The organism is Streptomyces sp. NPDC001514 (assembly GCF_053597075.1).
Genome location: NZ_JBSFHO010000017.1, coordinates 127,054 through 146,985, shown reverse-complemented (window position 1 = coordinate 146,985; position 19,932 = coordinate 127,054). Strand labels below are relative to the sequence as shown.

Annotated in this window: 19 protein-coding genes; 6 read left to right on the top strand and 13 right to left on the bottom strand. The window is 70.4% G+C overall.

What is annotated here, in order from left to right:
* Positions 1-36 precede the first annotated feature (36 nt).
* Entirely contained in the window at positions 37-1,263 is a 1,227-nt protein-coding gene (locus tag ACWCXB_RS19805) for an LCP family protein (RefSeq protein ID WP_450724543.1), read from the top strand.
* Between the two features lie 165 nt (positions 1,264-1,428).
* On the opposite strand, the gene ACWCXB_RS19800 is transcribed toward ACWCXB_RS19805, so the two are convergent.
* The gene (locus ACWCXB_RS19800; protein WP_450724588.1) at positions 1,429-2,586 is read right to left on the bottom strand and encodes an acyl-CoA dehydrogenase; all 1,158 of its coding nucleotides are present in this window, start codon (positions 2,584-2,586) and stop codon (positions 1,429-1,431) included.
* A 183-nt stretch (positions 2,587-2,769) separates the two neighbouring features.
* On the opposite strand from ACWCXB_RS19800, the gene ACWCXB_RS19795 reads away from it, so the two are divergent.
* Complete coding sequence (locus ACWCXB_RS19795) at positions 2,770-4,110, top strand: UDP-glucose dehydrogenase family protein (RefSeq protein ID WP_450724541.1); 1,341 nt, start codon at positions 2,770-2,772, stop codon at positions 4,108-4,110.
* Positions 4,111-4,203: 93 nt separating this feature from the next.
* Here the strand turns inward: ACWCXB_RS19795 and ACWCXB_RS19790 are convergent, their stop codons facing one another.
* Positions 4,204-4,566 (bottom strand): VOC family protein, encoded by a 363-nt coding sequence (locus ACWCXB_RS19790; protein ID WP_450724539.1) that lies wholly within the window; start codon positions 4,564-4,566, stop codon positions 4,204-4,206.
* A gap of 96 nt (positions 4,567-4,662) precedes the next feature.
* Between ACWCXB_RS19790 and ACWCXB_RS19785 the strand changes: the two genes are divergently transcribed.
* Positions 4,663-5,169, top strand: a complete 507-nt coding sequence (locus ACWCXB_RS19785) for a CGNR zinc finger domain-containing protein (protein WP_450724537.1) — start codon at positions 4,663-4,665, stop codon at positions 5,167-5,169.
* Between the two features lie 158 nt (positions 5,170-5,327).
* On the opposite strand, the gene ACWCXB_RS19780 is transcribed toward ACWCXB_RS19785, so the two are convergent.
* From ACWCXB_RS19780 to ACWCXB_RS19770, 3 genes are read right to left on the bottom strand one after another with little or no spacing between them, the layout of a single operon-like run.
* Positions 5,328-6,509: a dipeptidase gene (locus ACWCXB_RS19780; protein ID WP_450724535.1), complete on the bottom strand. Its 1,182-nt coding sequence runs from the start codon at positions 6,507-6,509 to the stop codon at positions 5,328-5,330.
* Positions 6,510-6,521: 12 nt separating this feature from the next.
* Positions 6,522-7,061: a 5-(carboxyamino)imidazole ribonucleotide mutase gene (purE, locus tag ACWCXB_RS19775; protein ID WP_450724533.1), complete on the bottom strand. Its 540-nt coding sequence runs from the start codon at positions 7,059-7,061 to the stop codon at positions 6,522-6,524.
* On the bottom strand, positions 7,058-8,197 hold the full coding sequence (locus ACWCXB_RS19770) for a 5-(carboxyamino)imidazole ribonucleotide synthase (RefSeq protein ID WP_450724531.1): 1,140 nt from the start codon (positions 8,195-8,197) through the stop codon (positions 7,058-7,060). The genes purE and ACWCXB_RS19770 overlap by 4 nt, the downstream gene beginning before the upstream one ends.
* A 170-nt stretch (positions 8,198-8,367) precedes the next feature.
* Between ACWCXB_RS19770 and ACWCXB_RS19765 the strand changes: the two genes are divergently transcribed.
* The gene (locus ACWCXB_RS19765; RefSeq protein ID WP_450724586.1) at positions 8,368-8,877 is read left to right on the top strand and encodes a GtrA family protein; all 510 of its coding nucleotides are present in this window, start codon (positions 8,368-8,370) and stop codon (positions 8,875-8,877) included.
* Positions 8,878-8,958: 81 nt separating this feature from the next.
* On the opposite strand, the gene ACWCXB_RS19760 is transcribed toward ACWCXB_RS19765, so the two are convergent.
* Positions 8,959-10,236: an ATP-binding protein gene (locus ACWCXB_RS19760; protein ID WP_450724529.1), complete on the bottom strand. Its 1,278-nt coding sequence runs from the start codon at positions 10,234-10,236 to the stop codon at positions 8,959-8,961.
* A gap of 209 nt (positions 10,237-10,445) precedes the next feature.
* Positions 10,446-11,123, bottom strand: coding sequence for a response regulator transcription factor (locus tag ACWCXB_RS19755; RefSeq protein WP_385416791.1), 678 nt, complete (start codon positions 11,121-11,123; stop codon positions 10,446-10,448).
* Between the two features lie 468 nt (positions 11,124-11,591).
* On the opposite strand from ACWCXB_RS19755, the gene ACWCXB_RS19750 reads away from it, so the two are divergent.
* Positions 11,592-13,112, top strand: coding sequence for a peptide MFS transporter (locus ACWCXB_RS19750; RefSeq protein WP_450724527.1), 1,521 nt, complete (start codon positions 11,592-11,594; stop codon positions 13,110-13,112).
* 81 nt (positions 13,113-13,193) lie between these two features.
* Here the strand turns inward: ACWCXB_RS19750 and ACWCXB_RS19745 are convergent, their stop codons facing one another.
* From ACWCXB_RS19745 to ACWCXB_RS19720, 6 genes are all read right to left on the bottom strand, one after another.
* Entirely contained in the window at positions 13,194-14,615 is a 1,422-nt protein-coding gene (locus ACWCXB_RS19745; protein ID WP_450724525.1) for a hypothetical protein, read from the bottom strand.
* A gap of 14 nt (positions 14,616-14,629) precedes the next feature.
* Positions 14,630-15,616, bottom strand: a complete 987-nt coding sequence (locus tag ACWCXB_RS19740) for a hypothetical protein (protein ID WP_450724523.1) — start codon at positions 15,614-15,616, stop codon at positions 14,630-14,632.
* 329 nt (positions 15,617-15,945) lie between these two features.
* Entirely contained in the window at positions 15,946-16,839 is an 894-nt protein-coding gene (locus tag ACWCXB_RS19735; protein WP_450724521.1) for a COG1470 family protein, read from the bottom strand.
* Positions 16,840-16,852: 13 nt separating this feature from the next.
* Positions 16,853-17,524 (bottom strand): peptidase, encoded by a 672-nt coding sequence (locus tag ACWCXB_RS19730; RefSeq protein ID WP_450724519.1) that lies wholly within the window; start codon positions 17,522-17,524, stop codon positions 16,853-16,855.
* A gap of 165 nt (positions 17,525-17,689) precedes the next feature.
* The gene (locus ACWCXB_RS19725) at positions 17,690-18,199 is read right to left on the bottom strand and encodes an ATP-binding protein (RefSeq protein ID WP_450724517.1); all 510 of its coding nucleotides are present in this window, start codon (positions 18,197-18,199) and stop codon (positions 17,690-17,692) included.
* 132 nt (positions 18,200-18,331) lie between these two features.
* Positions 18,332-18,700 (bottom strand): STAS domain-containing protein, encoded by a 369-nt coding sequence (locus ACWCXB_RS19720; protein ID WP_450724515.1) that lies wholly within the window; start codon positions 18,698-18,700, stop codon positions 18,332-18,334.
* Between the two features lie 227 nt (positions 18,701-18,927).
* Here ACWCXB_RS19720 and ACWCXB_RS19715 point away from each other — a divergent pair, with 227 nt between their 5' ends.
* The gene (locus ACWCXB_RS19715; RefSeq protein WP_450724513.1) at positions 18,928-19,866 is read left to right on the top strand and encodes an RNA polymerase sigma factor SigF; all 939 of its coding nucleotides are present in this window, start codon (positions 18,928-18,930) and stop codon (positions 19,864-19,866) included.
* The last annotated feature ends 66 nt before the right edge of the window (positions 19,867-19,932 follow it).

Genomic DNA, 19,932 nt, shown 5'->3' with positions numbered 1-19,932 from the left:
GTCAGTGCCCGGACCCCGGCCTGCACACTGTTCCGCATGAATGAGTGGCCCGATGGATACGGACGCGGCAGTCAGGGCGAGCCCGAGGGCGCTCGCGCCATGCGCCATGTGCAGCGCCGGCCGGTCCCGCAGCAGCAGTCGCATGGGTACGACGACTACGACGCCCCGTACGACAGCGGCTACAACACGGGCCAGGTCTACGGCAGCCCGTCCGGTGGTGGCGGTCACGGCGGCGGTTACGACGGATACGACGACGACCCGCCCGCGTACGGCCGCCCCGCACCCCGCTGGGGCCGCCGCTTCAAGGTCGGGACGGTCGTCGTCCTCGTCACCGTGCTCGGCGTCTCCATAGGCACGTACTTCTGGGCCGACTCCAAGATGCGCCGCGAGGTCGACCTCTCCAAGGTCATAGACCGGCCCGAGGAGGGCGACTGCACGACGTATCTGATCGTCGGCTCCGACAGCCGCGAGGGCATGAGCGCCGAGGAGAAGAAGAAGCTCCACACCGGCTCCGCCGAGGGCAAGCGCACGGACTCGATGATGATCCTCGCGGCCTGCGGCAACGGGAACACGATGATCTCGCTCCCCCGCGACTCGGACGTGGAGATACCCACCTTCGTCGGCTCCGAGTCCGGCAAGACGTTCAAGGGCACGGGCCGCCGGGTCAAGCTCAACGCGGCATACGCGGAGGACGGCCCCGAGCTGCTCGTCCGCACCGTCGAGTACAACACCGGCCTGCGCATCGACCACTACGCCGAGATCGGCTTCGCCGGCTTCGCGAACATCGTGGACGCCCTCGGCGGTGTCGAGATGGACATCCCGAAGGCCTTCAAGGACAAGAACTCCGGCGCCGACTTCCAGGCCGGCAAGCAGACCCTGGACGGCGAGCAGGCCCTCGCCTTCGTCCGCACCCGCTACGCCTTCGCGGGCAGCGACCTGGACCGCACGAAGAACCAGCAGAAGTTCCTCGCGGCCCTCGCCAACCAGGCGGCCACCCCGGGCACGATCCTCAACCCGTTCAAGCTCTACCCGACGCTGGGCGCGGGCCTGGACACCCTCGTCGTCGACAAGGACATGTCCCTGTTCGACCTGGGTCAGATGTTCTTCGCGATGAAGGGCATCAACAGTGGCAACGGCAAGTCCATGAACATCCCGATCTCGGGCAGCCGCGGCGGCAACCTCGTCTGGGACAAGGCCAAGGTCAAGCAGCTCGTGCAGGAGATCAAGAACGACGACCCGATCACGGTCACGTCCAACCGCTGACGCGCTGACGCCGACGCGACGGCCCCGCCGATCCTGCCTGCGGTCGGCGGGGCCGTCGACGTTCATCCGTACGGCTGAACGCACGTACGTGCGGCGCGCGAGCACCCCAGCAACACCACGAGGCACCCCGCTGGACGGGGTGCCTCGTGCCGGTGCGGGCAGGCCTTACGGCAGGTTGCGGGCCATGACGATCCGCTGGACCTGGTTGGTGCCCTCGTAGATCTGCGTGATCTTGGCGTCGCGCATCATGCGCTCGACCGGGTAGTCGCGGGTGTACCCGTAGCCGCCGAGCAGCTGGACCGCGTCCGTGGTGATCTCCATGGCGACGTCGGAGGCGAAGCACTTGGCGGCGGCGCCGAAGAAGGTGAGGTCGCCGTCGACGCGCTCGGACTTGGCGGCCGCCGAGTAGGTGAGCTGGCGGGCGGCCTCGAGCTTCATGGCCATGTCGGCGAGCATGAACTGGATGCCCTGGAAGTCGGCGATGGCCTTGCCGAACTGCTTGCGCTCCTGGACGTAGCCCTTGGCGTAGTCGAGGGCGCCCTGGGCGATGCCGAGGGCCTGGGCCGCGATGGTGACGCGGGTGTGGTCCAGGGTCTTCATCGCGGTGGCGAAGCCGGTGCCCTCCGCGCCGATCATGCGGTCGGCGGGGATGCGGACGTTGTCGAGGTAGACCTCGCGGGTCGGGGAGCCCTTGATGCCGAGCTTCTTCTCCGGAGCGCCGAAGGAGACACCCTCGTCGCCCTTCTCGACGACGAAGGCGCTGATGCCCTTGGAGCGCTTCTCGGGGTCGGTGACGGCCATCACCGTGTAGTACTCGGAGACGCCGGCGTTGGTGATCCAGCGCTTCACACCGTTGAGTATGTAGTGGTCGCCATCGCGGACCGCCTTGGTCTTCATGCCCGCGGCGTCGGAGCCGGCGTCCGGCTCGGAGAGGCAGTACGAGAACATCGCGTCGCCCTTGGCGAGCGGGCCCAGGTACTTCTTCTTCAGATCCTCGGAGCCGGAGAGGATCACCGGGAGCGAGCCCAGCTTGTTCACGGCGGGGATCAGCGAGGACGAGGCGCAGACGCGGGCGACCTCCTCGATGACGATGACGGTCGCGAGAGCGTCGGCGCCCGCGCCGCCGTACTCCTCCGGGACGTGCACGGCGTGCAGGTCGGAGGCGACCAGCGCGTCGAGGGCCTCCTGCGGGAAGCGGGCCTCCTCGTCGACCGCGGCCGCGAACGGCGCGATCTTCGCCTCGGCGAGCGAGCGGACCGTCTCGCGGAGCATGTCGTGCTCTTCGGACGGGCGGTACAGGTCGAAGTCAGGCACTGTGCAAATCTCCCTTTGGCGCCAAGGTCTCTGGCTCCCCTGAGCGGCCGCTAACTACCGTTAAGTAATACAAATTTTAGTGGTCTGTCCCGGGCCGGCATACGTGAGCTTGCCGACAGCGGAAAAATGCCCCTGGCCCCACCCGACTATGCTCGGCCCGGCACTCCCCTCGTCCCCCTTCAGGAGCACCGCATGGCCCTCAAGATCACCGTGATCGGCACCGGATACCTCGGCGCCACACACGCAGCGGCCATGGCGGAGCTGGGCTTCGAGGTTCTCGGCCTCGATGTCGTACCCGCGAAGATCGAGATGCTGGCGGCCGGCCGGGTGCCGATGTACGAGCCGGGGCTCGAGGAGCTGCTGGAGAAGCACGTCGCGGGGATCCCCGGCGCGAGCGGACGGCTGCGCTTCACGACCTCGTGGGACGAGCTCGAGGAGTTCGGCGGCGATGTGCACTTCGTGTGCGTGAACACCCCGCAGAAGCACGGCGAGTACGCGTGCGACATGTCGTACGTCGACGCCGCCTTCGACTCGCTCGCGCCGCGTGTCAAGAGCGGCGCGCTGGTCGTCGGCAAGTCGACCGTGCCGGTCGGGTCGGCGGACCGGCTCGCCAAGGTGCTCGCCGAGCGGTCGCCGGAGGGCGTGGAGCTGGCGTGGAACCCGGAGTTCCTGCGCGAGGGCTTCGCCGTCCAGGACACGCTGCACCCGGACCGGATCGTGGTCGGTGTGGCGAGCGAGCGCGCGGAGAAGGTGCTGCGCGACGTGTACGCGACGCCGGTCTCGGAGGGGTCGCCGTTCGTGGTGACGGACTTCCCGACGGCGGAGCTGGTGAAGACCTCCGCGAACTCCTTCCTGGCGACGAAGATCTCGTTCATCAACGCGATGGCCGAGGTCTGCGAGGCCGCGGGCGGCGATGTGGCGAAGCTCGCGGAGGCGATCGGCTACGACGAGCGGATCGGCGCGAAGTTCCTGCGGGCCGGGATCGGCTTCGGCGGCGGCTGTCTGCCGAAGGACATCCGGGCGTTCATGGCACGGGCCGGCGAGCTGGGCGCGGACCAGGCGCTGACGTTCCTGCGCGAGGTCGACTCGATCAACATGCGGCGCCGCGGGCACATGGTGGAGCTGGCGCGGGAGGCCGTGGGCGGTGACTCCTTCCTCGGGAAGCGGGTCGCGGTGCTCGGCGCGACCTTCAAGCCGGACTCGGACGACGTACGGGACTCGCCCGCGCTGAACGTCGCCGGGCAGATCCACCTCCAGGGCGGCCAGGTGACGGTGTACGACCCGAAGGGCATGGACAACGCCCGCCAGGTCTTCCCGACACTCGGTTACGCGGACAGTGCGCTGGACGCGGTGCGGGGCGCGGACGTGGTGCTGCATCTGACCGAGTGGCGCGAGTTCCGTGAGCTGGACCCGGCGGAGCTGGGCGAGGTGGCGTCCCGCCGCATACTGCTGGACGGGCGGAACGCCCTGGACGCGGCGTTGTGGCGCGAGGCCGGGTGGACGTACCGGGCGATGGGCCGGCCTCGCGCCTGAGCTTGCTTGCGCCTGCTTGCGCCTGCTTGCGCCTGAGCCTGCTTGCGCCTGAGCCTGCTTGCGCCTGAGCTTGCTTGCGCCTGCTCGCGGGTTTCAGCAGGCGCAGAGACAGAAGGGGTGGCCGGCCGGGTCAGCGTAGACCCGCCAGCTGCGTGAGCGGTCGTCCGTGTCGAGCGGCTTGGCGCCGAGCGCCAGCACCCGGGCCTCCGCCGTGTCCAGGTCCTCGACGGTGAGGTCGAGGTGGAACTGCTGCGAGGCGTCGGGGGCGGGCCACTGCGGCGGTACGTGGCCGGGGGCGGCCTGGAAGGCCAGGAGCGTGCCCTCGTACCCCTTGAGAACGACCCAGTCGTCGCCGTCGGCCTCCGGCCGGCCGCCGAGGATCTCGGCGTAGAAGGCGGCGAGTGCGCGCGGGTCGGGGCAGTCCAGGACGACGGTTCCCACGGTGGCGATGGCCATGGTGCTTCCTTTCGTACGGCTGCGGCGTTACCGGTTGCTGCTGAGTACCGGTAACGAGTTACCCCATAGTGGCGGCTCGGAGGTAACGTCGCAACCATGAATGACAGGGCGCCCGCACCAGGAGGTCTCGCGCTGGTCGAGTCCCTGGTCAACACGCTGAACGTCGAGACCGGCGCCGACGCCCTGGACACGGCGGACGGCCGGGCCGCGTTCGGTCTCTCGGAGGACCAGGTACCGGACGCCCGGGAGCTCCGCGAGGCGCTGCGCGCCGCCTGCCTGGCACACGCCGGGCACCGCGCGCCCGGAGACGTGGCCGCGCTGGACCGGCTGCTGTCGGACGCGCCGCTGCTGGTGGGCGTGGACGGGGCGGGCGCGGCGGCGCTCCGGCCCGCGGACCCGGCCTCGCTCGTGTCGCGCGTCGCCGCGGCGATTGCCACCGCGGCGGCCGAGGGGACATGGCAGCGCCTGAAGGCGTGTGAGGCCGAGGACTGTCGGTGGGCGTACTACGACCGGAGTCCGGCCGGTCGGAGCCGGTGGTGCTCGATGGCGGTGTGCGGCGCCCGCGCGAAGATGCGGGCGTACCGGGCCCGAAGGGCCGGATAGCGGGAAGCCGCTGGCGCGGGGCGGGGTCCGGTACCGCGGCGGCACCCGGTGTGTCCGTCCTCAAACGCCGGACCGGCTGCAAGGTGCGGGCCCGCCTCAGGAACCGGACCGGCTGCAAGGTGCGGGCCCGCCTCAGGAGCCGGACGGGCTGAGAGGACTCAGGCGAGGGACTCCAGCGTCGCGTTCGAGGGGGCTCGGGTCTTCTGGAGGTCCTTCGCGACCGCTTCCGCGTCCCGGAGCACCCGGACCGCGTTCTGCCAGGTCAGCTTTGCCAGGTCGGCCGTCGACCAGCCGCGCCGCAGCAGCTCCGCGATCAGGTTCGGGTAGCCCGCGACGTCCTCCAGGCCCGCCGGGGTGAACGCCGTGCCGTCGAAGTCGCCCCCGATGCCGATGTGGTCGATGCCCGCGGCCTCGCGCATGTGGTCGAGGTGGTCCGCAACCGTCGAGGCCGTGGCCATCGGGCGCGGATTCGCCGCCTCGAAGGCCCGCTGGACCTTCATGCCGGCCTCGGTCGTGTCGAGGGGGTGCAGGCCGTGGGCGCGCATGTTCTCGTCCGCCGCGAGGGTCCAGGCCACCGCCTCGGGCAGGATGAACTTCGGCACGAACGTGGCCATCGCCAGGCCCCCGTTCGCCGGCAGCCGCTCCAGCACTGCGTCCGGGACGTTCCGCGGATGGTCGCAGATCGCCCGCGCCGACGAGTGGGAGAAGATCACCGGCGCCGCGGACGTGTCCAGCGCGTCCCGCATCGTCGTCGCGGCGACGTGCGAGAGGTCGACGAGCATGCCGGTGCGGTTCATCTCGCGCACGACCTCGCGGCCGAACGCGGAGAGACCGCCGACGCCGGGCTCGTCGGTCGCCGAGTCGGCCCAGTCGTTGTTGTCGTTGTGCGTGAGCGTCATGTAGCGGACGCCAAGCGCGTACAGCGCCCGCAGTGTGGCGAGCGAGTTGTTGATGGAGTGGCCGCCCTCCGCGCCCATGAGCGAGGCGATACGGCCGTCCTTGCGCGCCGCCTCCATGTCGTCCGCGGTCAGGGCACGCGCCAGGTCCGCCGGGTAGCGGGTGAGGAGCCGGCCCACCACGTCGATCTGCTCCAGCGTGGCGCTGACCGCCTCGTCGCCGACCATGTCGCTGCGTACGTACACGGACCAGAACTGCGCGCCGACGCCGCCCGCCCGCAGCCGCGGGATGTCGGTGTGCAGGCGGCCTGTCTGGTCGGCCGCGACGTCGAGCCGGTCCAGGTCGTAGCGCACCTGCTCGCGCAGCGCCCACGGCAGATCGTTGTGGCCGTCGACGACAGGGTGGGAGGCGAGCAGGGATCGGGCCTCTGCGAGGAAGTCCACCGGGTCGCCGCCCTACTTCCCGAAGCCGAAGGCCGCCGCGCCCTCGACCTTCGTACGCAGCCGCTTGCCCTTCTCCGTCGCCTGGTCGTTCAGCTCCTGCTGGAACTCCCGCATCCGGCTCATCAGGTCGGGGTCCTGTGTCGCGAGGATGCGCGCCGCGAGCAGGCCCGCGTTGCGCGCGCCGCCGACCGAGACCGTCGCCACGGGCACGCCCGCGGGCATCTGGACGATGGACAGCAGCGAGTCCATGCCGTCGAGGTACTTCAGCGGGACCGGCACGCCGATGACCGGCAGCGGGGTGACCGAGGCGAGCATCCCCGGGAGGTGGGCCGCGCCGCCCGCGCCCGCGATGATCGCCTTCAGGCCGCGGCCGTCGGCCTCCTCGCCGTACGCGATCATCTCGCGCGGCATGCGGTGGGCGGAGACGACGTCGACCTCGTACGGGATCTCGAACTCGTCGAGGGCCTGGGCCGCGGCTTCCATGACGGGCCAGTCGGAGTCGGAGCCCATGACGATGCCGACGAGAGGGGCCGAATCGAGAGGGGAGGTCATTCGGTGATCGTTCCTCTGAGGTAGTCGGCTGCGTGACGGGCGCGCTCCAGCACGTCGTCGAGATCGTCGCCGTAGGTGTTGACGTGCCCCACCTTGCGGCCGGGCTTCACGTCCTTGCCATACATATGGATCTTGAGCTGCGGATCCCGTGCCATGCAGTGCATATATGCCGCATACATGTCGGGGTAGTCGCCGCCCAGCACGTTGCACATGACCGTCCACTTCGCCCGGGGCCGCGGGTCGCCGAGGGGCAGGTCCAGCACGGCCCGTACGTGATTGGCGAACTGGGACGTGATCGCGCCGTCCTGGGTCCAGTGGCCGGAGTTGTGGGGCCGCATGGCCAGCTCGTTGACGAGGATGCGCCCGTCGGTCGTCTCGAACAGCTCGACCGCGAGGTGTCCGACGACACCGAGCTCCTTCGCTATCCGCAGCGCCAGCTCCTGTGCCTGGCCGGCCAGCTCGGGGTCGAGGTCAGGGGCGGGCGCGATCACGGTGTCGCAGACCCCGTCGACCTGCCGCGACTCCACGACGGGATACGCGACGGCCTGGCCGTGCGGGGAGCGGACGATGTTCGCCGCCAGCTCGCGGCGGAAGTCGACCTTCTCCTCGGCCAGGACCGGGACGCCCGCGCGGAACGGGTCGGCGGCGTCCTCCTCGCTCCGTACGAACCAGACACCCTTGCCGTCGTAGCCGCCGCGCACGGTCTTGAGGATGACGGGGAAGCCGCCGACCTCCGCCGCGAAGGCCGCCGCGTCCGCCGGGTCGGCGACGATGCGGTGACGGGGGCAGGGCGCGCCGATCTCGTCGAGCCGGGCGCGCATCACCCCCTTGTCCTGGGCGTGCACCAGGGCGTCGAGCCCCGGGCGCACGACGACGCCGTCCGCCTCCAGGGTCCGCAGGTGCTCGCTCGGCACATGCTCGTGATCGAAAGTGATCACATCGCAGCCGCGCGCGAAGTCACGCAGCGTGTCCAGGTCGCGATAGTCGCCGATGACGACCTCGCTGACCACCTGGGCCGCCGAGTCCTGGGGGGTGTCACTGAGGAGCTTGAATCTGATGCCGAGGGGGATGCCCGCCTCGTGGGTCATGCGGGCGAGCTGACCGCCGCCGACCATGCCGACTACCGGGAACGTCACTCTCTCAGGGTATCCGCCAAGCCGGACCGCTCCGGCAACTGGGCGATGCCACAGCCCGGCGACACCTTTGCGATTGTCCACAGGCAACACACGAGGGTGCTGGTTAGAGTGATGGGGTTGACGTTTCGAAGATGCCGAACGACGCCGAACGGACGGGGCCAGCGATCACCATGAGCGAACGGCGCGCACTGCGTGTGCGACTGGACCGGCTCGCGCGCGAGGTCGCCAAGTTCGGCGCTGTCGGCGCGCTTGGCCTGCTCGTCAATATGGCGGTGTTCAACCTGCTGCGGCACACCACCGAGATCCCGGTGGTGCGTGCGAGTCTCCTGGCGACCTTCATCGCGATCCTGTTCAACTATGTGGGCTTCCGCTACTTCACGTACCGGGACCGCGACAAGAGCGGCCGTACGAAGGAGCTGACGCTGTTCCTGCTGTTCAGCGCGGCCGGAGCGGTCATCGAGAACGGTGTGCTGTACACGGCGACGTACGGCTTCGACTGGGACAGCCCGCTCCAGAGCAACTTCTTCAAGTTCTTCGGGATCGGCGTCGCGACGCTGTTCCGCTTCTGGTCGTACCGCACCTGGGTGTTCCGGGCGCTGCCCGCGCGCGAGGCCGTGCAGAGGGCGGAATCGTTCCTGGAGCAGCGGCGGGCGGAGCAGCCCGACCGCGTCGGCAGCTGAGCCCGGCCACTGGACGACGGGGCGGGGCCTGGTCCCCGGTCCCCCGGTCCCCTCAACGGATCGGGCGGTCCCCCGGTCCCCTCAACGGACCGGGCGCTCGTGCTCACCGGGGCGTTCCTTGAGACGGCGTGCCTCCCGGCTCAGGAACAGCGCGAAGACGGGCGGCTGCTGCTGGAGCAGCTCCAGCCGGCCGCCGTCGGCCTCCGCCAGATCACGGGCCACGGCCAGCCCGATGCCCGTCGAGTTCCGGCCGCTGATCGTCCGCTCGAAGATCCGCGCACCGAGATCGGCCGGTACGCCAGGACCCTCGTCGGTCACTTCGATGACCGCCTGATTTCCGGTGACGCGGGTGCGCAGGGCGACCGTGCCGCCGCCGTGCATCAGAGAGTTCTCGATCAGCGCGGCCAGCACCTGGGCCACGGCGCCCGGCGTCCCCACGGCCCGCATGCCCTGCTTGCCGGAGCAGACGATCGCGCGGCCCGCGCTGCGGTAGGCGGGGCGCCACTCCTCGATCTGCTGCTTGACCACCTCGTCGAGGTCGAAGGCGACGGCGGAGCCGGTGCGGGGGTCGCGCGAATTGGTCAGCAGCCGCTCGACGACGTCCGTGAGCCGCTCCACCTGGGCGAGCGCGACACTCGCCTCCTCCTTCACCGTCTCCGGGTCGTCGGTGGCGGAGATCTCCTCCAGCCGCATGGAGAGCGCGGTCAGGGGCGTACGGAGCTGATGCGAGGCGTCCGCGGCGAGCCGGCGCTCGGCGGTGAGCATCCGGGCGATCCGCTCCGCGCTGGAGTCCAGGACGTCCGCGACCCGGTCGAGCTCCGGGACGCCGTAGCGCCGGTGGCGCGGGCGGGGGTCCCCCGATCCGAGGCGCTCGGCGGTCTCCGCGAGGTCGGTGAGCGGTGAGGCGAGTTTGTTCGCCTGTCGCAGGGCGAGAAGGACCGCGGCGACGACGGCGAGCAGCGCCACCGCGCCGATGATCAGCAGCGTGCGGCCGACCTCGCGGGTGACGGTGGAGCGGGACTCCTCGACGGTGACGCTCTCGCCCTGCTCCCCGGTGACGGTGGAGCGGATCACACCGCCCGACGGCTGCTCGCCGATCTCGATCGGGGCGCTCCCGGGGACGCGGATCAGGGCGTACCGCTCGGGCCCGATCTGCTCGGCGAGCGCGTCGGCGTCGACCGGCGCCCGCTCCAGGACCCGCGACTCGACGACGCTGACCAGGCGCAGCGCCTCGGAGTCCACGCTCTCCTGGGCGCTGTTGCTGATGGTGCGCGTCTCGACGATGACGAGGGAGACCCCGAAGACGGCGATGACGACGAGCACCACGGCGAGCGTGGAACTGATGAGACGGCGGCGCACGGTGCTGCCCTCCGGGCGGGTGACGCGATGACGCAATGACGAGTGCGACTTCGAGCGTACGGGGCCGTCGGGGCGGCCCCGGGTGTCCGTCCTCGGACTCCCCCTACGCCCTGCGGCGTGGGGGGACCCCCAGACGGGCTGTGAGGGTGCCCGGTACCGTCGCGGCGGCCCGCGTATCCGTCGTCGGACGCCGGACGTGCCGACCCGGGTCAGCTCTTCTCGAAGCGGAAGCCGACGCCGCGCACCGTCGCGATGTAGCGGGGATTCGCCGCGTCGTCGCCGAGCTTCTTGCGGAGCCAGGAGATGTGCATGTCGAGGGTCTTGGTGGAGGACCACCACGTGGTGTCCCAGACCTCGCGCATCAGCTGGTCGCGCGTGACGACCCGGCCCGCGTCCCGCACCAGGACCCGGAGCAGGTCGAACTCCTTGGCCGTGAGCTGGAGCTCCTCATCGCCCATCCAGGCGCGGTGCGACTCGACGTCGATCCGCACGCCGTGCGTCGCGGGCGCGGCAGCCGGCTCCGTGGCGCCGCGGCGGAGCAGGGCGCGGACCCGGGCGAGCAGCTCGGCGAGGCGGAACGGCTTGGTGACGTAGTCGTCGGCGCCGGCGTCCAGGCCGACCACCGTGTCCACCTCGTCGGCGCGGGCGGTCAGCACCAGGATCGGCACGGTGTGCCCGTCGGCACGAAGGCGGCGGGCCACTTCGAGGCCGTCCATACCGGGCAGCCCGAGGTCCAGCACGACCAGATCGACCCCGCCCTTGAGTCCCGCATCGAGGGCGGTCGGACCGTCCTCGCGGACCTCGACCTCGTAACCCTCCCGGCGCAGCGCACGGGCCAGTGGCTCGGAGATGGATGCGTCGTCCTCGGCGAGCAGTACACGGGTCATGGGCTGATGGTAGTCCGCGAGAGGGACACGTCGGAGGGTGATCCACCAGACCTGCGGGTGTGGGATGAGATCCTGTTAGTGACCTTCGATTCGGGGCAGACGGTTCCGGGAATGCCTGTGATCCATGTCTCAAGTCCTTCCATATCCCCCACTGTCGTGTCGTATGGTGGCGAGACGCCTTTAGCACTACTCGGGGACCTTTGGCTGCTTAGCGCCAAGGGTCTCTTTTCTGCGCGGGTCCGGTCATCACCGGTCCCGAGACAGTGAATGACCTGTGGGCCGGGCCTCACGCGCGACGCCGCGCGCGGGGCGTGGATCCCGGTGCGGACGTGTCCCTCGTCTTCGTACGCAACGAATGACGGGCCCCTCGGGCGTGGGGCGGGACCGCTCCCTGCCGGTGCCGGCCGCCCCCCACCGGGCGCGAAACCCGCTCACGAAGCGACGCGTCCCGAGCAGCAAGGATCGACCATGGCGTCCAGCCTGACGAAGGACACCGCCGGGGCCCCCTCCGGCGAGAAGACCTTCTTCGGCCACCCCCGCGGCCTGGCCACTCTCTTCATGACCGAGATGTGGGAGCGCTTCTCCTACTACGGCATGCGGGCCCTTCTCGTTCTGTACCTGGTCTCCGGCGGCGCCGACGCCGCGACCGGCAGCCAGGGCGGCGGCCTGGCGATGACCGCGGTCACGGCCACGGCCATCTACTCCGTCTACGTCTCGATGGTCTACCTCATGGCCATGCCGGGCGGCTGGTTCGGCGACCGCGTCTGGGGCGCCCGCAAGACCGTCACCATCGCGGGCTTCGTCATCATGGCGGGCCATGTCTCGCTCGCCCTGCCCGGTCAGGCGATGTTCTTCGTCGGTCTCGTGCTCGTCGCGGTCGGCTCCGGTCTGCTCAAGGCCAACATCTCCACGATGGTGGGCCACCTCTACGACGGTCCGGACGACCCGCGCCGTGACGGCGGCTTCACGATCTTCTACATCGGCATCAACCTCGGTGCCTTCGCCGCGCCGCTGGTCATCGGCACCGTCGGTGAGAAGCACAGCTGGCACTTCGGCTTCCTGCTCGCCGCGGTCGGCATGGCGCTGGGTCTGATCCAGTTCCTGGTCGGCACCCGCAACCTGAGCCCGAAGAGCAGCGTCGTCCCGAACCCGCTGACCCCGCAGGAGCGCACGGCTGTCCTCACGAAGGTCGCTGTCGGCGCCGCGCTCATCGCCGCGTTCTACGGCATCGTCGTCGCCCTGGGCATGTACACCCTGAACTGGGCGCTGGTCCCGATCACCCTGGCCGGTCTGCTCATCCCGGTCGCCGTGCTGGTCCGCATCAAGCGCGACAAGGACCTGGACAAGGTCGAGCAGTCCAAGGTCTCCGGCTACATCTGGTTCTTCGTCGCCGCGGCCGTCTTCTGGATGATCTACGACCAGGGTGGTTCGACCCTGTCGCTCTTCGCCGACAGCAAGACCGCCGACACCCTGTTCGGCCTGGGCTTCCCGGCCACCTGGTTCCAGTCGCTGAACCCGCTGTTCATCATGGCGCTGGCCCCGGTCTTCGCCTGGATGTGGCTGGCGCTGGCGCGCCGCAACAAGGAGCCGAACACCATCGTGAAGTTCGCGATGGCCCTGGTCCTGGTCGGCGCCTCGTTCTTCGTCTTCATCGTGCCGATGGCCATGGCTGGCGACGGCGCCAAGGTCAGCCCGATGTGGCTGGTCTCGATCTACATGATCCAGACGATCGCCGAGCTGTGCCTGTCCCCGGTGGGTCTGTCGGTGACCACGAAGATGGCCCCGCAGAAGTACTCCAGCCAGATGCTGGGCGTGTGGTTCCTCGCCGTCACCGCGGGCGACTGCGCCACGGGTCTTCTCTCGCTCGCGGGCGTCGACCTGAACGGTACGGGCATCATCGCCCTGCAGGCCGCGCTCGCCGCGGTCGCGGGTATGGCGATCTGGATGTACCGCAAGAAGGTCCAGGAGCTCATGGGCAACGTCCACTGACGTCGTCCGTCCGCGCTCTGTGCACGAAGGGCCGCCGCACCGGATCGGTGCGGCGGCCCTTCGCCGTTCACAAAACCGATGTCAGCGGGTCGTGCCCCGCAGCCTGCGCCACGGCGTGAACGTGAAGACCGCGCCGCCCAGCAGGATCACCGTGCCCGCCGCGAGGGCGAGGGCGTGGAGGGCCTCGCCGTCCTCGGCTCCGGTCTCGGCGAGGCCGCCGCCCGAGGCGTCGCTGCCGCCTGCCGAGCCGGAGGCGGAGCCGCCCGATGCGCCGCCCGGCTGCTCGGAGGTGTCGAGTTCGAGGGAGACCTCGACATTGGCCGGTGGGGTGCAGGTCGTCGTCGTACCGAGGGCCTTGACCGTGAGGACGCCCGGGCTGAGCGTGGACTTTCCGCCGGCGCCCGGCTTGTACGTACCCGTCAGGTCGGGGATCTCGATCGGGTCGCCTGCCTTGATGGGCTCCTTGTTCGTGGGGCCCTCGACATGGACGAAGCCCTTGTCCGCGCCGCCGAGCTTGACCTCCATGGAGGGCTTGACGGAGTCGGCCGGGATGTCGGCCGGGCTGTCCATGACGGACTTGGAGAACTTCACGGTGAGGTCGAAGTCGCCGCCGTTCTTCTTGGCGTTGATCCTGACCGGGGAGACGGCGTTCTTGTCGCCGATGGGGGTCTTGCAGGAATAGGCGACCTCGACCTCCTTGCCCTCGAAGTCGGTCTGGCCGCCACCGCCGCCGGTGCTGCCCCCGGACGTGCCGCCGCCGGTGGTGCTGCCGCCCGACGTGGTCCCGCCGGAGTCGCTGCCGCCGGAGCTGCTCGTGCCTCCCGCCGTCGTTCCCCCTGAGTCGCTGCCGCCCGAGGCGCCGCCGCCGGTGATCAGGCCGCCCGTCGTCGGCAGACCGCCCGTCGTACCGCCCGTCGTCGGCAGACCACCGGTCGTGCCGCCCGTCGTGGGCAGACCGCCCGTCGTGCCGCCCCCGCCGTCCGTCACCTTGATCGTCGCACCGGGCTGCACGGTCTCCTTCGGCGAGCACTTCGTGTCCGTCGAGATCGGCTTGGAGACGTTGATGTTGTACTTGTCCGGCGTCAGTTTGATCTCACCCGGCGCGGTCAGCTTCAGCTTGCCCTTCATGTCGGGCAGCACCATGGGGCTGTTCTTCGGGATCGGCGGGTTCTGCCGCGGTCCGTCCATCGCCAGGTCTGCGGTCTGCGCCCCGGCGACCTTGATCGTGCCGGTCGGCTTGACCGTGTCCTTCTCCAGGTCGAGGACGTCGGGGTTCTTGGACGCGGCCTCGACGGTCTTCCAGACCACCTCGATCTCGTCGCCGACCTTCGCCTCCGCGGGCGCGGTGATCTGGACCTTGGTGGTGCCCTGAACGGGCGGCAGGCCGGAGATCGCCGGGGGAATGCACTCCGTCTTGTACGACACCTCGGCGGCGTGGGCCGGTCCCGCGGTCAGCAGGATCCCCGCGCCGCAGAGCATCAGCGCGACCCCTGCCGCGCTCATCCTCCGTTGCGTGCTCACGTGTGTCCCTTCGTCGTGGGTCGGTTCTCTGACGGTGCGGAGTCCGGGGTGAACCACGGCAGTGCCACCGTGGTGGTGGGTACGGTCCGGCCCGCGGCCGGGGCCGGGGCGGGGGTGGGAGTGGTGGTGCCGGGCGGTGCGTTCCGGTGACGGCCACCGCCGCGGTGCGGCCGCACGCGGTCCACGACCGCCATCCCGATCCGGAACAGCGCGGCCGGTACGACGACGGCCAGCAGCAGCCAGAAGAGCGTCACGCCCCACGGCCGGCCCACTCCCCAGGGCTGTTCGGCGAGCACCTTCGAGCCGTACTTCACGGAGACCTGGTAATCGCCGTGCGCGCCCGCCGACAGCTGGACGGGCAGCCTGACCTGGGCCTTCTTCCCAGGCTCGATCGTGCCGCGCCACTGCCGCTCCTCCCACTGCGGGGCGAAGACGCCGTGCGCGGTGCCGACCTGGAAGACGGGGTTCTCGACCGGGGCCGAGCCCAGATTGCCGACCGTGAAGACGAGCTCGCGGCTCGGCGGGGCGCCGAACCACACGAGCAGCCCGCTCGACCCGCGCAGCTCGACGGTCGCGAGCACCGCGAGCTTTCCGCCGCCGGTGGGCTGAGGGAGCGGGGCGGTGGGGTGGCCGGCGACGGTGAACGGCGCGTCCACGGTGGCCTGTTCCCCGGTGACGGTGGCCACGTGCACCACACAGGGGCAGGGCTTGGGGGGTTCTGCGACCGGCATCTGCTTGCTGAAGGTGCCCTTGGCGTCGGTGGTGACGGCACGGCCGTCGGCGTTGGCGCACGAGTTGGTGCCGCCGATCACGCCTCTGTCGGGCGTGGACTGGCCGCAGATCAGCATCATCAGCAGGGCGCCCGGGCGCCAGCCGGTGCCGCGGACGGTGATGTCGCCGCCCTTGCCGGCCTGTTGGGCGGAGAGGGTGACGGCGGGCCTGCCCTCGGCCGCGGCGGGGCTGCCCGTGAGGGCGAGGGCCATGGTGAGGAGCGCGCTGAGCAGCAGTGCGAACGCGCGGGCTGCGTGGGCCGCGGGTCGGGGGCGCCTGCGGCGGGCCTCCCCCCGCCCCGCCCCTTCCCGCTGTGTCGATGTGCGGCTCCGCCGTGTGGGGGGCAAGCCCCCGGACCCCCGGGCCTTGCCCGGTACCGCCCGGTCGTCCCGCGTGTCCGTCCTCGAACTCCCCCTACGCCCTGCGGCGTGGGGGGACCCCCAGACAGGCTCGGTGGGCGCCGGTACCGCCGGGTGGGCGAGGACGTCCGTCCTCAAGCGCCGGACAGGCTTGGTGGGTGGTCGCATGCGTGTGCCGCCGTTCACGGTTGGGCTCTCACCTTCGCCGGTCGCCGTTCGGTGCGCTTCAGTCGCAGAGCCGCCGCCCCGGCCGCCGCCGCGGCGAGAGCGAGCGCCGTGCCCGTCGCCGCGGCCCAGGGGACGTACACCGCGGAGGCCGTCGCCTCGCCGTGGGCGCCGCCCGATGCGGTGACCCGGAGGGTGATGTCGACGGAGTCGAGGGCGGGGGGATCGGGCCAGGGTTCGGTGAGTTCGACGCGCCGGCCGGGGAGGAGCTCGAGGGGCAGCGGGCGGGCGGGGCGCGCAAGCAGTTCGCCGGTGAGGCCGTCGGCGCGGAGTGCGAGGCGTGGGGCGAGGACCGTGTTGCCCCGGTTGACCAGGGCGTAGTGGATGCGCTTGCCCTCCACCCGGACGTCCTCGACGGTGAGCGCGGCGAGCGTCGGGCCGGCCACCCGGACATGGACGCGCACGCCCACCTCGCGGCCGCCCGCCGTCGCGACGATCGCGGCGGGGTGGTCGCCTGGTGTCGCGGACGCCGGGACGGTCACGGCGAAGGGCACATCGGCGCGGGTGCGGGGCGGCACGGTCACCTGCTGCGAGGCGAGGACGATCCACGTGCCGGTGCCCGTGCGGGAGGTGCGTACCGCGAACTCACCGTTCTTCGCGTTGTCCGCGCCCGCGCCGCGCAGCCGTACGGTCAGCGGCTCGGCGCCCCGATTCGTCACGGACAGCCTGTCCTCCATCACCGTGCCGGGCGAGCCCTCCAGATAGACGTACGGTCTGCCGCCCGCCGCGGGCTCCGCCGTCCAGCCCGGCCCGGCGCCGGGCGCTGCGGTCGCGGGCGCGGGCACGACCACAGCGCCGGGCGCGGTCGCGGACAGCACGCTCAGCAGAGCTGCGGCGGCAACAGTGATCACGGCTCCCCCGCGGTCAGCTCGCGGACCGCGCGCCGCGACGGGTCAGCCACAGCACACCCGCCACCCCGGAGAGCAGCACCGTGCCACCGAGCGTGCCGAGCGCGACCGCCGAGTCGAGCGGGCCGGTCCTGGGCAGCTCGCCCGAGCCCGATGCCGACTGGGCACCGCCCCCGCCGCCCGAGGCCTGGACGTCGAGTTCGAGCGACGGCTTCGGGTTGTTCTTGGGCGTGCACGTGGTGGTCGTACCGAGCGCCTTGATGGTCAGCACCCCCGCGGTGAAGGTGACCTTGCCCGTCTTCCTCGGGGTGTACGTACCCGTCAGGTCGCTGATCTTGATAGGGGTGTTGGCGGGGATCGCCGCGGGGTTCGCGGGCCCGGACACCTTCACCGTCCCGCTGTCCACGCCACCCAGCTTGATCACCGCGCTCGGGTTCATCGCGCCCTTGCCGAGCTCGACCGGACTGGACGAGACTCCCTTCTCGAACGACATCGTGAGCTGATAGCCGCCACCGCTCTTGACGGCCTTGATGTCGATCGGCGACACGGCACCCTTCGGTCCGATCGGCGTCTGACACTGGTAGTCCACGTCAACGACATCGGCATGGGCGACGGGGGCGGCCATCAGCACCACCGAGCCCGCCACCGCCGCTGCCAGCGTGAGAGCTGTCCGCTTCTGGTACGACACCTCGAGTTCCCCTCATGCCGGGAAGTCGCCCAAGTTACTGACGACACATCAGATCGGGCGCTCAAGGTACGCCTGGGCCCTGATGGAGGGAAGACAAAGAGCACGGCGGATCGCCGTGCTCCACAACAGCTTCAAATACCGGTTCGAAACACGGCGTTCCGGCCGCTAGGAGGGAGCCGCCAGCTCCGCCCACACCGTCTTGCCGGGCAGCCCGGGGGTGCGCAGCACTCCCCAGTCCAGGCAGAGCCGCTGCACTATGAACATCCCGTGCCCGCCCGGCCGGCCCGCCCGGTGCGGGGTGCGCGGCGCCGGCTGGCCGGTGCCGCGGTCGGACACCTCCAGACGCAGCACCTTCGTGTCGCTGGAGACTTTCAGCTCCTCGGGGCCCTCCGCATGCAGACAGGCATTGGTGACCAGTTCCGACACGACGAGCAGGACGTCCTCGGCGGCGGCTCTGCGGTCGGCGGACGCGGCGGGCAGCCAGCCCCAGTCGTACAGCGCCTGCCGGGTGAAGTCGCGCGCGAGCGGCACGATGCCGCTGGCACTGCCCAGGGAGAGGGTGCGCACCCGGCCGTGGGGCCCGCGGGACGGGGCCTCGACGGCGCTCGGCTCCGGGCCCGCGCCGTCCGACTCGGGGCCGCGGTCGCCCGGCGGATGCTGCCGGGTCGTGCTCATCAGCGCTTCACCTCACCGATTCACCGGTTCGCGATGGTTTCAGTACACAGAGTGCAGGAACCTGCACAGTCCGCGGGGGTCTTCTGCCCGGCCGTATCGCGACAACACCCGTCACGTGGCCCACGGCGGTGATCAGTCGGTCAGTGCCGCTCCGAGCGAGTCATGGACGGTGAAGACCGCGTCGGCACCGGTGATCTCGAAGACCCTGGCCACCACGGGGAGCATCCCGGCGAGGTGGACGCCGCCTCCGGCCGCCTCGGCCTTGAGCCGGGCGCCGAGGAGCACATTCAGTCCGGTGGAGTCGCAGAATTCAAGGAGTGAGCAGTCCACCACCAGGCGTGTGCGACCTTGCTCCAGCGCTTCCTCGAGTGGCGCACGCAACAAATCGGCCGTGTGGTGATCGAGCTCACCTGCCGGTGTCACGACCTCACTCCGACCCTCGGTGCGAACTTCGACCAGAAGCCGGCCCCGATTCGCGCTGCCGACCGTCCCGCGGTCCATGAACGTCCTCTTCGCCGATGCCGTTGACGTCCGGAAAACATTACGCCTTCGCTATGCCCCGTCGGTAGCCGAACTTCCCCACAAATCAGACGTATATGACATTTGACACTTGCAACCTTCGGCAAAGAGCGGGTAGGGCTAGTAGGGACACAACCAACACGGCCGGCTTTGGAGGCGCCGCACACCGCAGCGACACGTATGGCATCGGCAGCCTTACGCCGAGAACGATGGAGGAGACCATGTCACCCCGGCTCGACGAAACGCGTACCCCCCACGCGCCGTCGACACGCCCGAAGCATCATCTCGACGAACCCACGCAACTCGAGCACAGCGAGCACACCTTGCACGCTGAACACCTCGAAGATCTCGAGCTCCCGGCGATCCCACCCTTCGGCGAAGTCGGACCGGTGGACGCGCGGGCCCTCTCCAAGACGCTCTTCGCCCGCCTCGAAGTACTCGAGGAAGGCACCCACGAGTACGCGTACGTCCGCAACACCCTCGTAGAACTCAACCTGGCCCTGGTCAAGTTCGCCGCCTCCCGGTTCCGCTCCCGCAGCGAGCCGATGGAGGACATCATCCAGGTGGGCACGATCGGCCTCATCAAGGCCATCGACCGCTTCGAGCTCAGCCGGGGCGTCGAGTTCCCGACCTTCGCGATGCCGACCATCGTCGGCGAGATCAAGCGCTTCTTCCGCGACACCTCGTGGTCCGTGCGCGTCCCCCGGCGGCTCCAGGAGCTCCGCCTCGATCTCGCCAAGGCCGGTGACGAACTGGCCCAGCAGCTCGACCGGTCACCCACGGTCGGGGAGCTCGCCGACCGGCTCGGCATCAGCAACGACGAGGTCGTCGAGGGCATGGCGGCGAGCAACGCGTACACCGCGAGCTCGCTGGACGCCCAGCCGGAGGAGGACGAGACCGAGGGCGCCCTCGCGGACCGCATCGGGTACGAGGACCACGGCCTCGAAGGCATCGAGTACATCGAGTCCCTCAAGCCGCTCATCGCCTCGCTGCCGTCGCGCGACCGCACGATCCTGTCCCTCCGCTTCGTCGCCGGCATGACCCAGTCGGAGATCGGGGACGAGCTCGGCATCTCGCAGATGCATGTGTCGCGGCTGCTGTCGCGCACGCTGAGGAGGCTGAGGAAAGGCCTCACCGTCGAGGAGTGACTCCCGCGATCTCCCCCGCGCGCCCCATGCGCGTTGTGCACGCCGTGCGCCCCGTGCGAAGGGCCC

Coding starts and splice junctions, on each gene's coding strand:
- ACWCXB_RS19755 (WP_385416791.1), bottom strand. CDS start 11,123: ATGACCCGTGTACTGCTCGCCGAGGACGACGCATCCATCTCCGAGCCA.
- ACWCXB_RS19720 (WP_450724515.1), bottom strand. CDS start 18,700: ATGGACCGCGGGACGGTCGGCAGCGCGAATCGGGGCCGGCTTCTGGTC.
- ACWCXB_RS19805 (WP_450724543.1), top strand. CDS start 37: ATGAATGAGTGGCCCGATGGATACGGACGCGGCAGTCAGGGCGAGCCC.
- ACWCXB_RS19790 (WP_450724539.1), bottom strand. CDS start 4,566: ATGGCCATCGCCACCGTGGGAACCGTCGTCCTGGACTGCCCCGACCCG.
- ACWCXB_RS19725 (WP_450724517.1), bottom strand. CDS start 18,199: ATGAGCACGACCCGGCAGCATCCGCCGGGCGACCGCGGCCCCGAGTCG.
- ACWCXB_RS19785 (WP_450724537.1), top strand. CDS start 4,663: ATGAATGACAGGGCGCCCGCACCAGGAGGTCTCGCGCTGGTCGAGTCC.
- purE (WP_450724533.1), bottom strand. CDS start 7,061: ATGACCTCCCCTCTCGATTCGGCCCCTCTCGTCGGCATCGTCATGGGC.
- ACWCXB_RS19715 (WP_450724513.1), top strand. CDS start 18,928: ATGGAGGAGACCATGTCACCCCGGCTCGACGAAACGCGTACCCCCCAC.
- ACWCXB_RS19795 (WP_450724541.1), top strand. CDS start 2,770: ATGGCCCTCAAGATCACCGTGATCGGCACCGGATACCTCGGCGCCACA.
- ACWCXB_RS19740 (WP_450724523.1), bottom strand. CDS start 15,616: ATGGCCCTCGCCCTCACGGGCAGCCCCGCCGCGGCCGAGGGCAGGCCC.
- ACWCXB_RS19765 (WP_450724586.1), top strand. CDS start 8,368: ATGAGCGAACGGCGCGCACTGCGTGTGCGACTGGACCGGCTCGCGCGC.
- ACWCXB_RS19745 (WP_450724525.1), bottom strand. CDS start 14,615: ATGAGCGCGGCAGGGGTCGCGCTGATGCTCTGCGGCGCGGGGATCCTG.
- ACWCXB_RS19750 (WP_450724527.1), top strand. CDS start 11,592: ATGGCGTCCAGCCTGACGAAGGACACCGCCGGGGCCCCCTCCGGCGAG.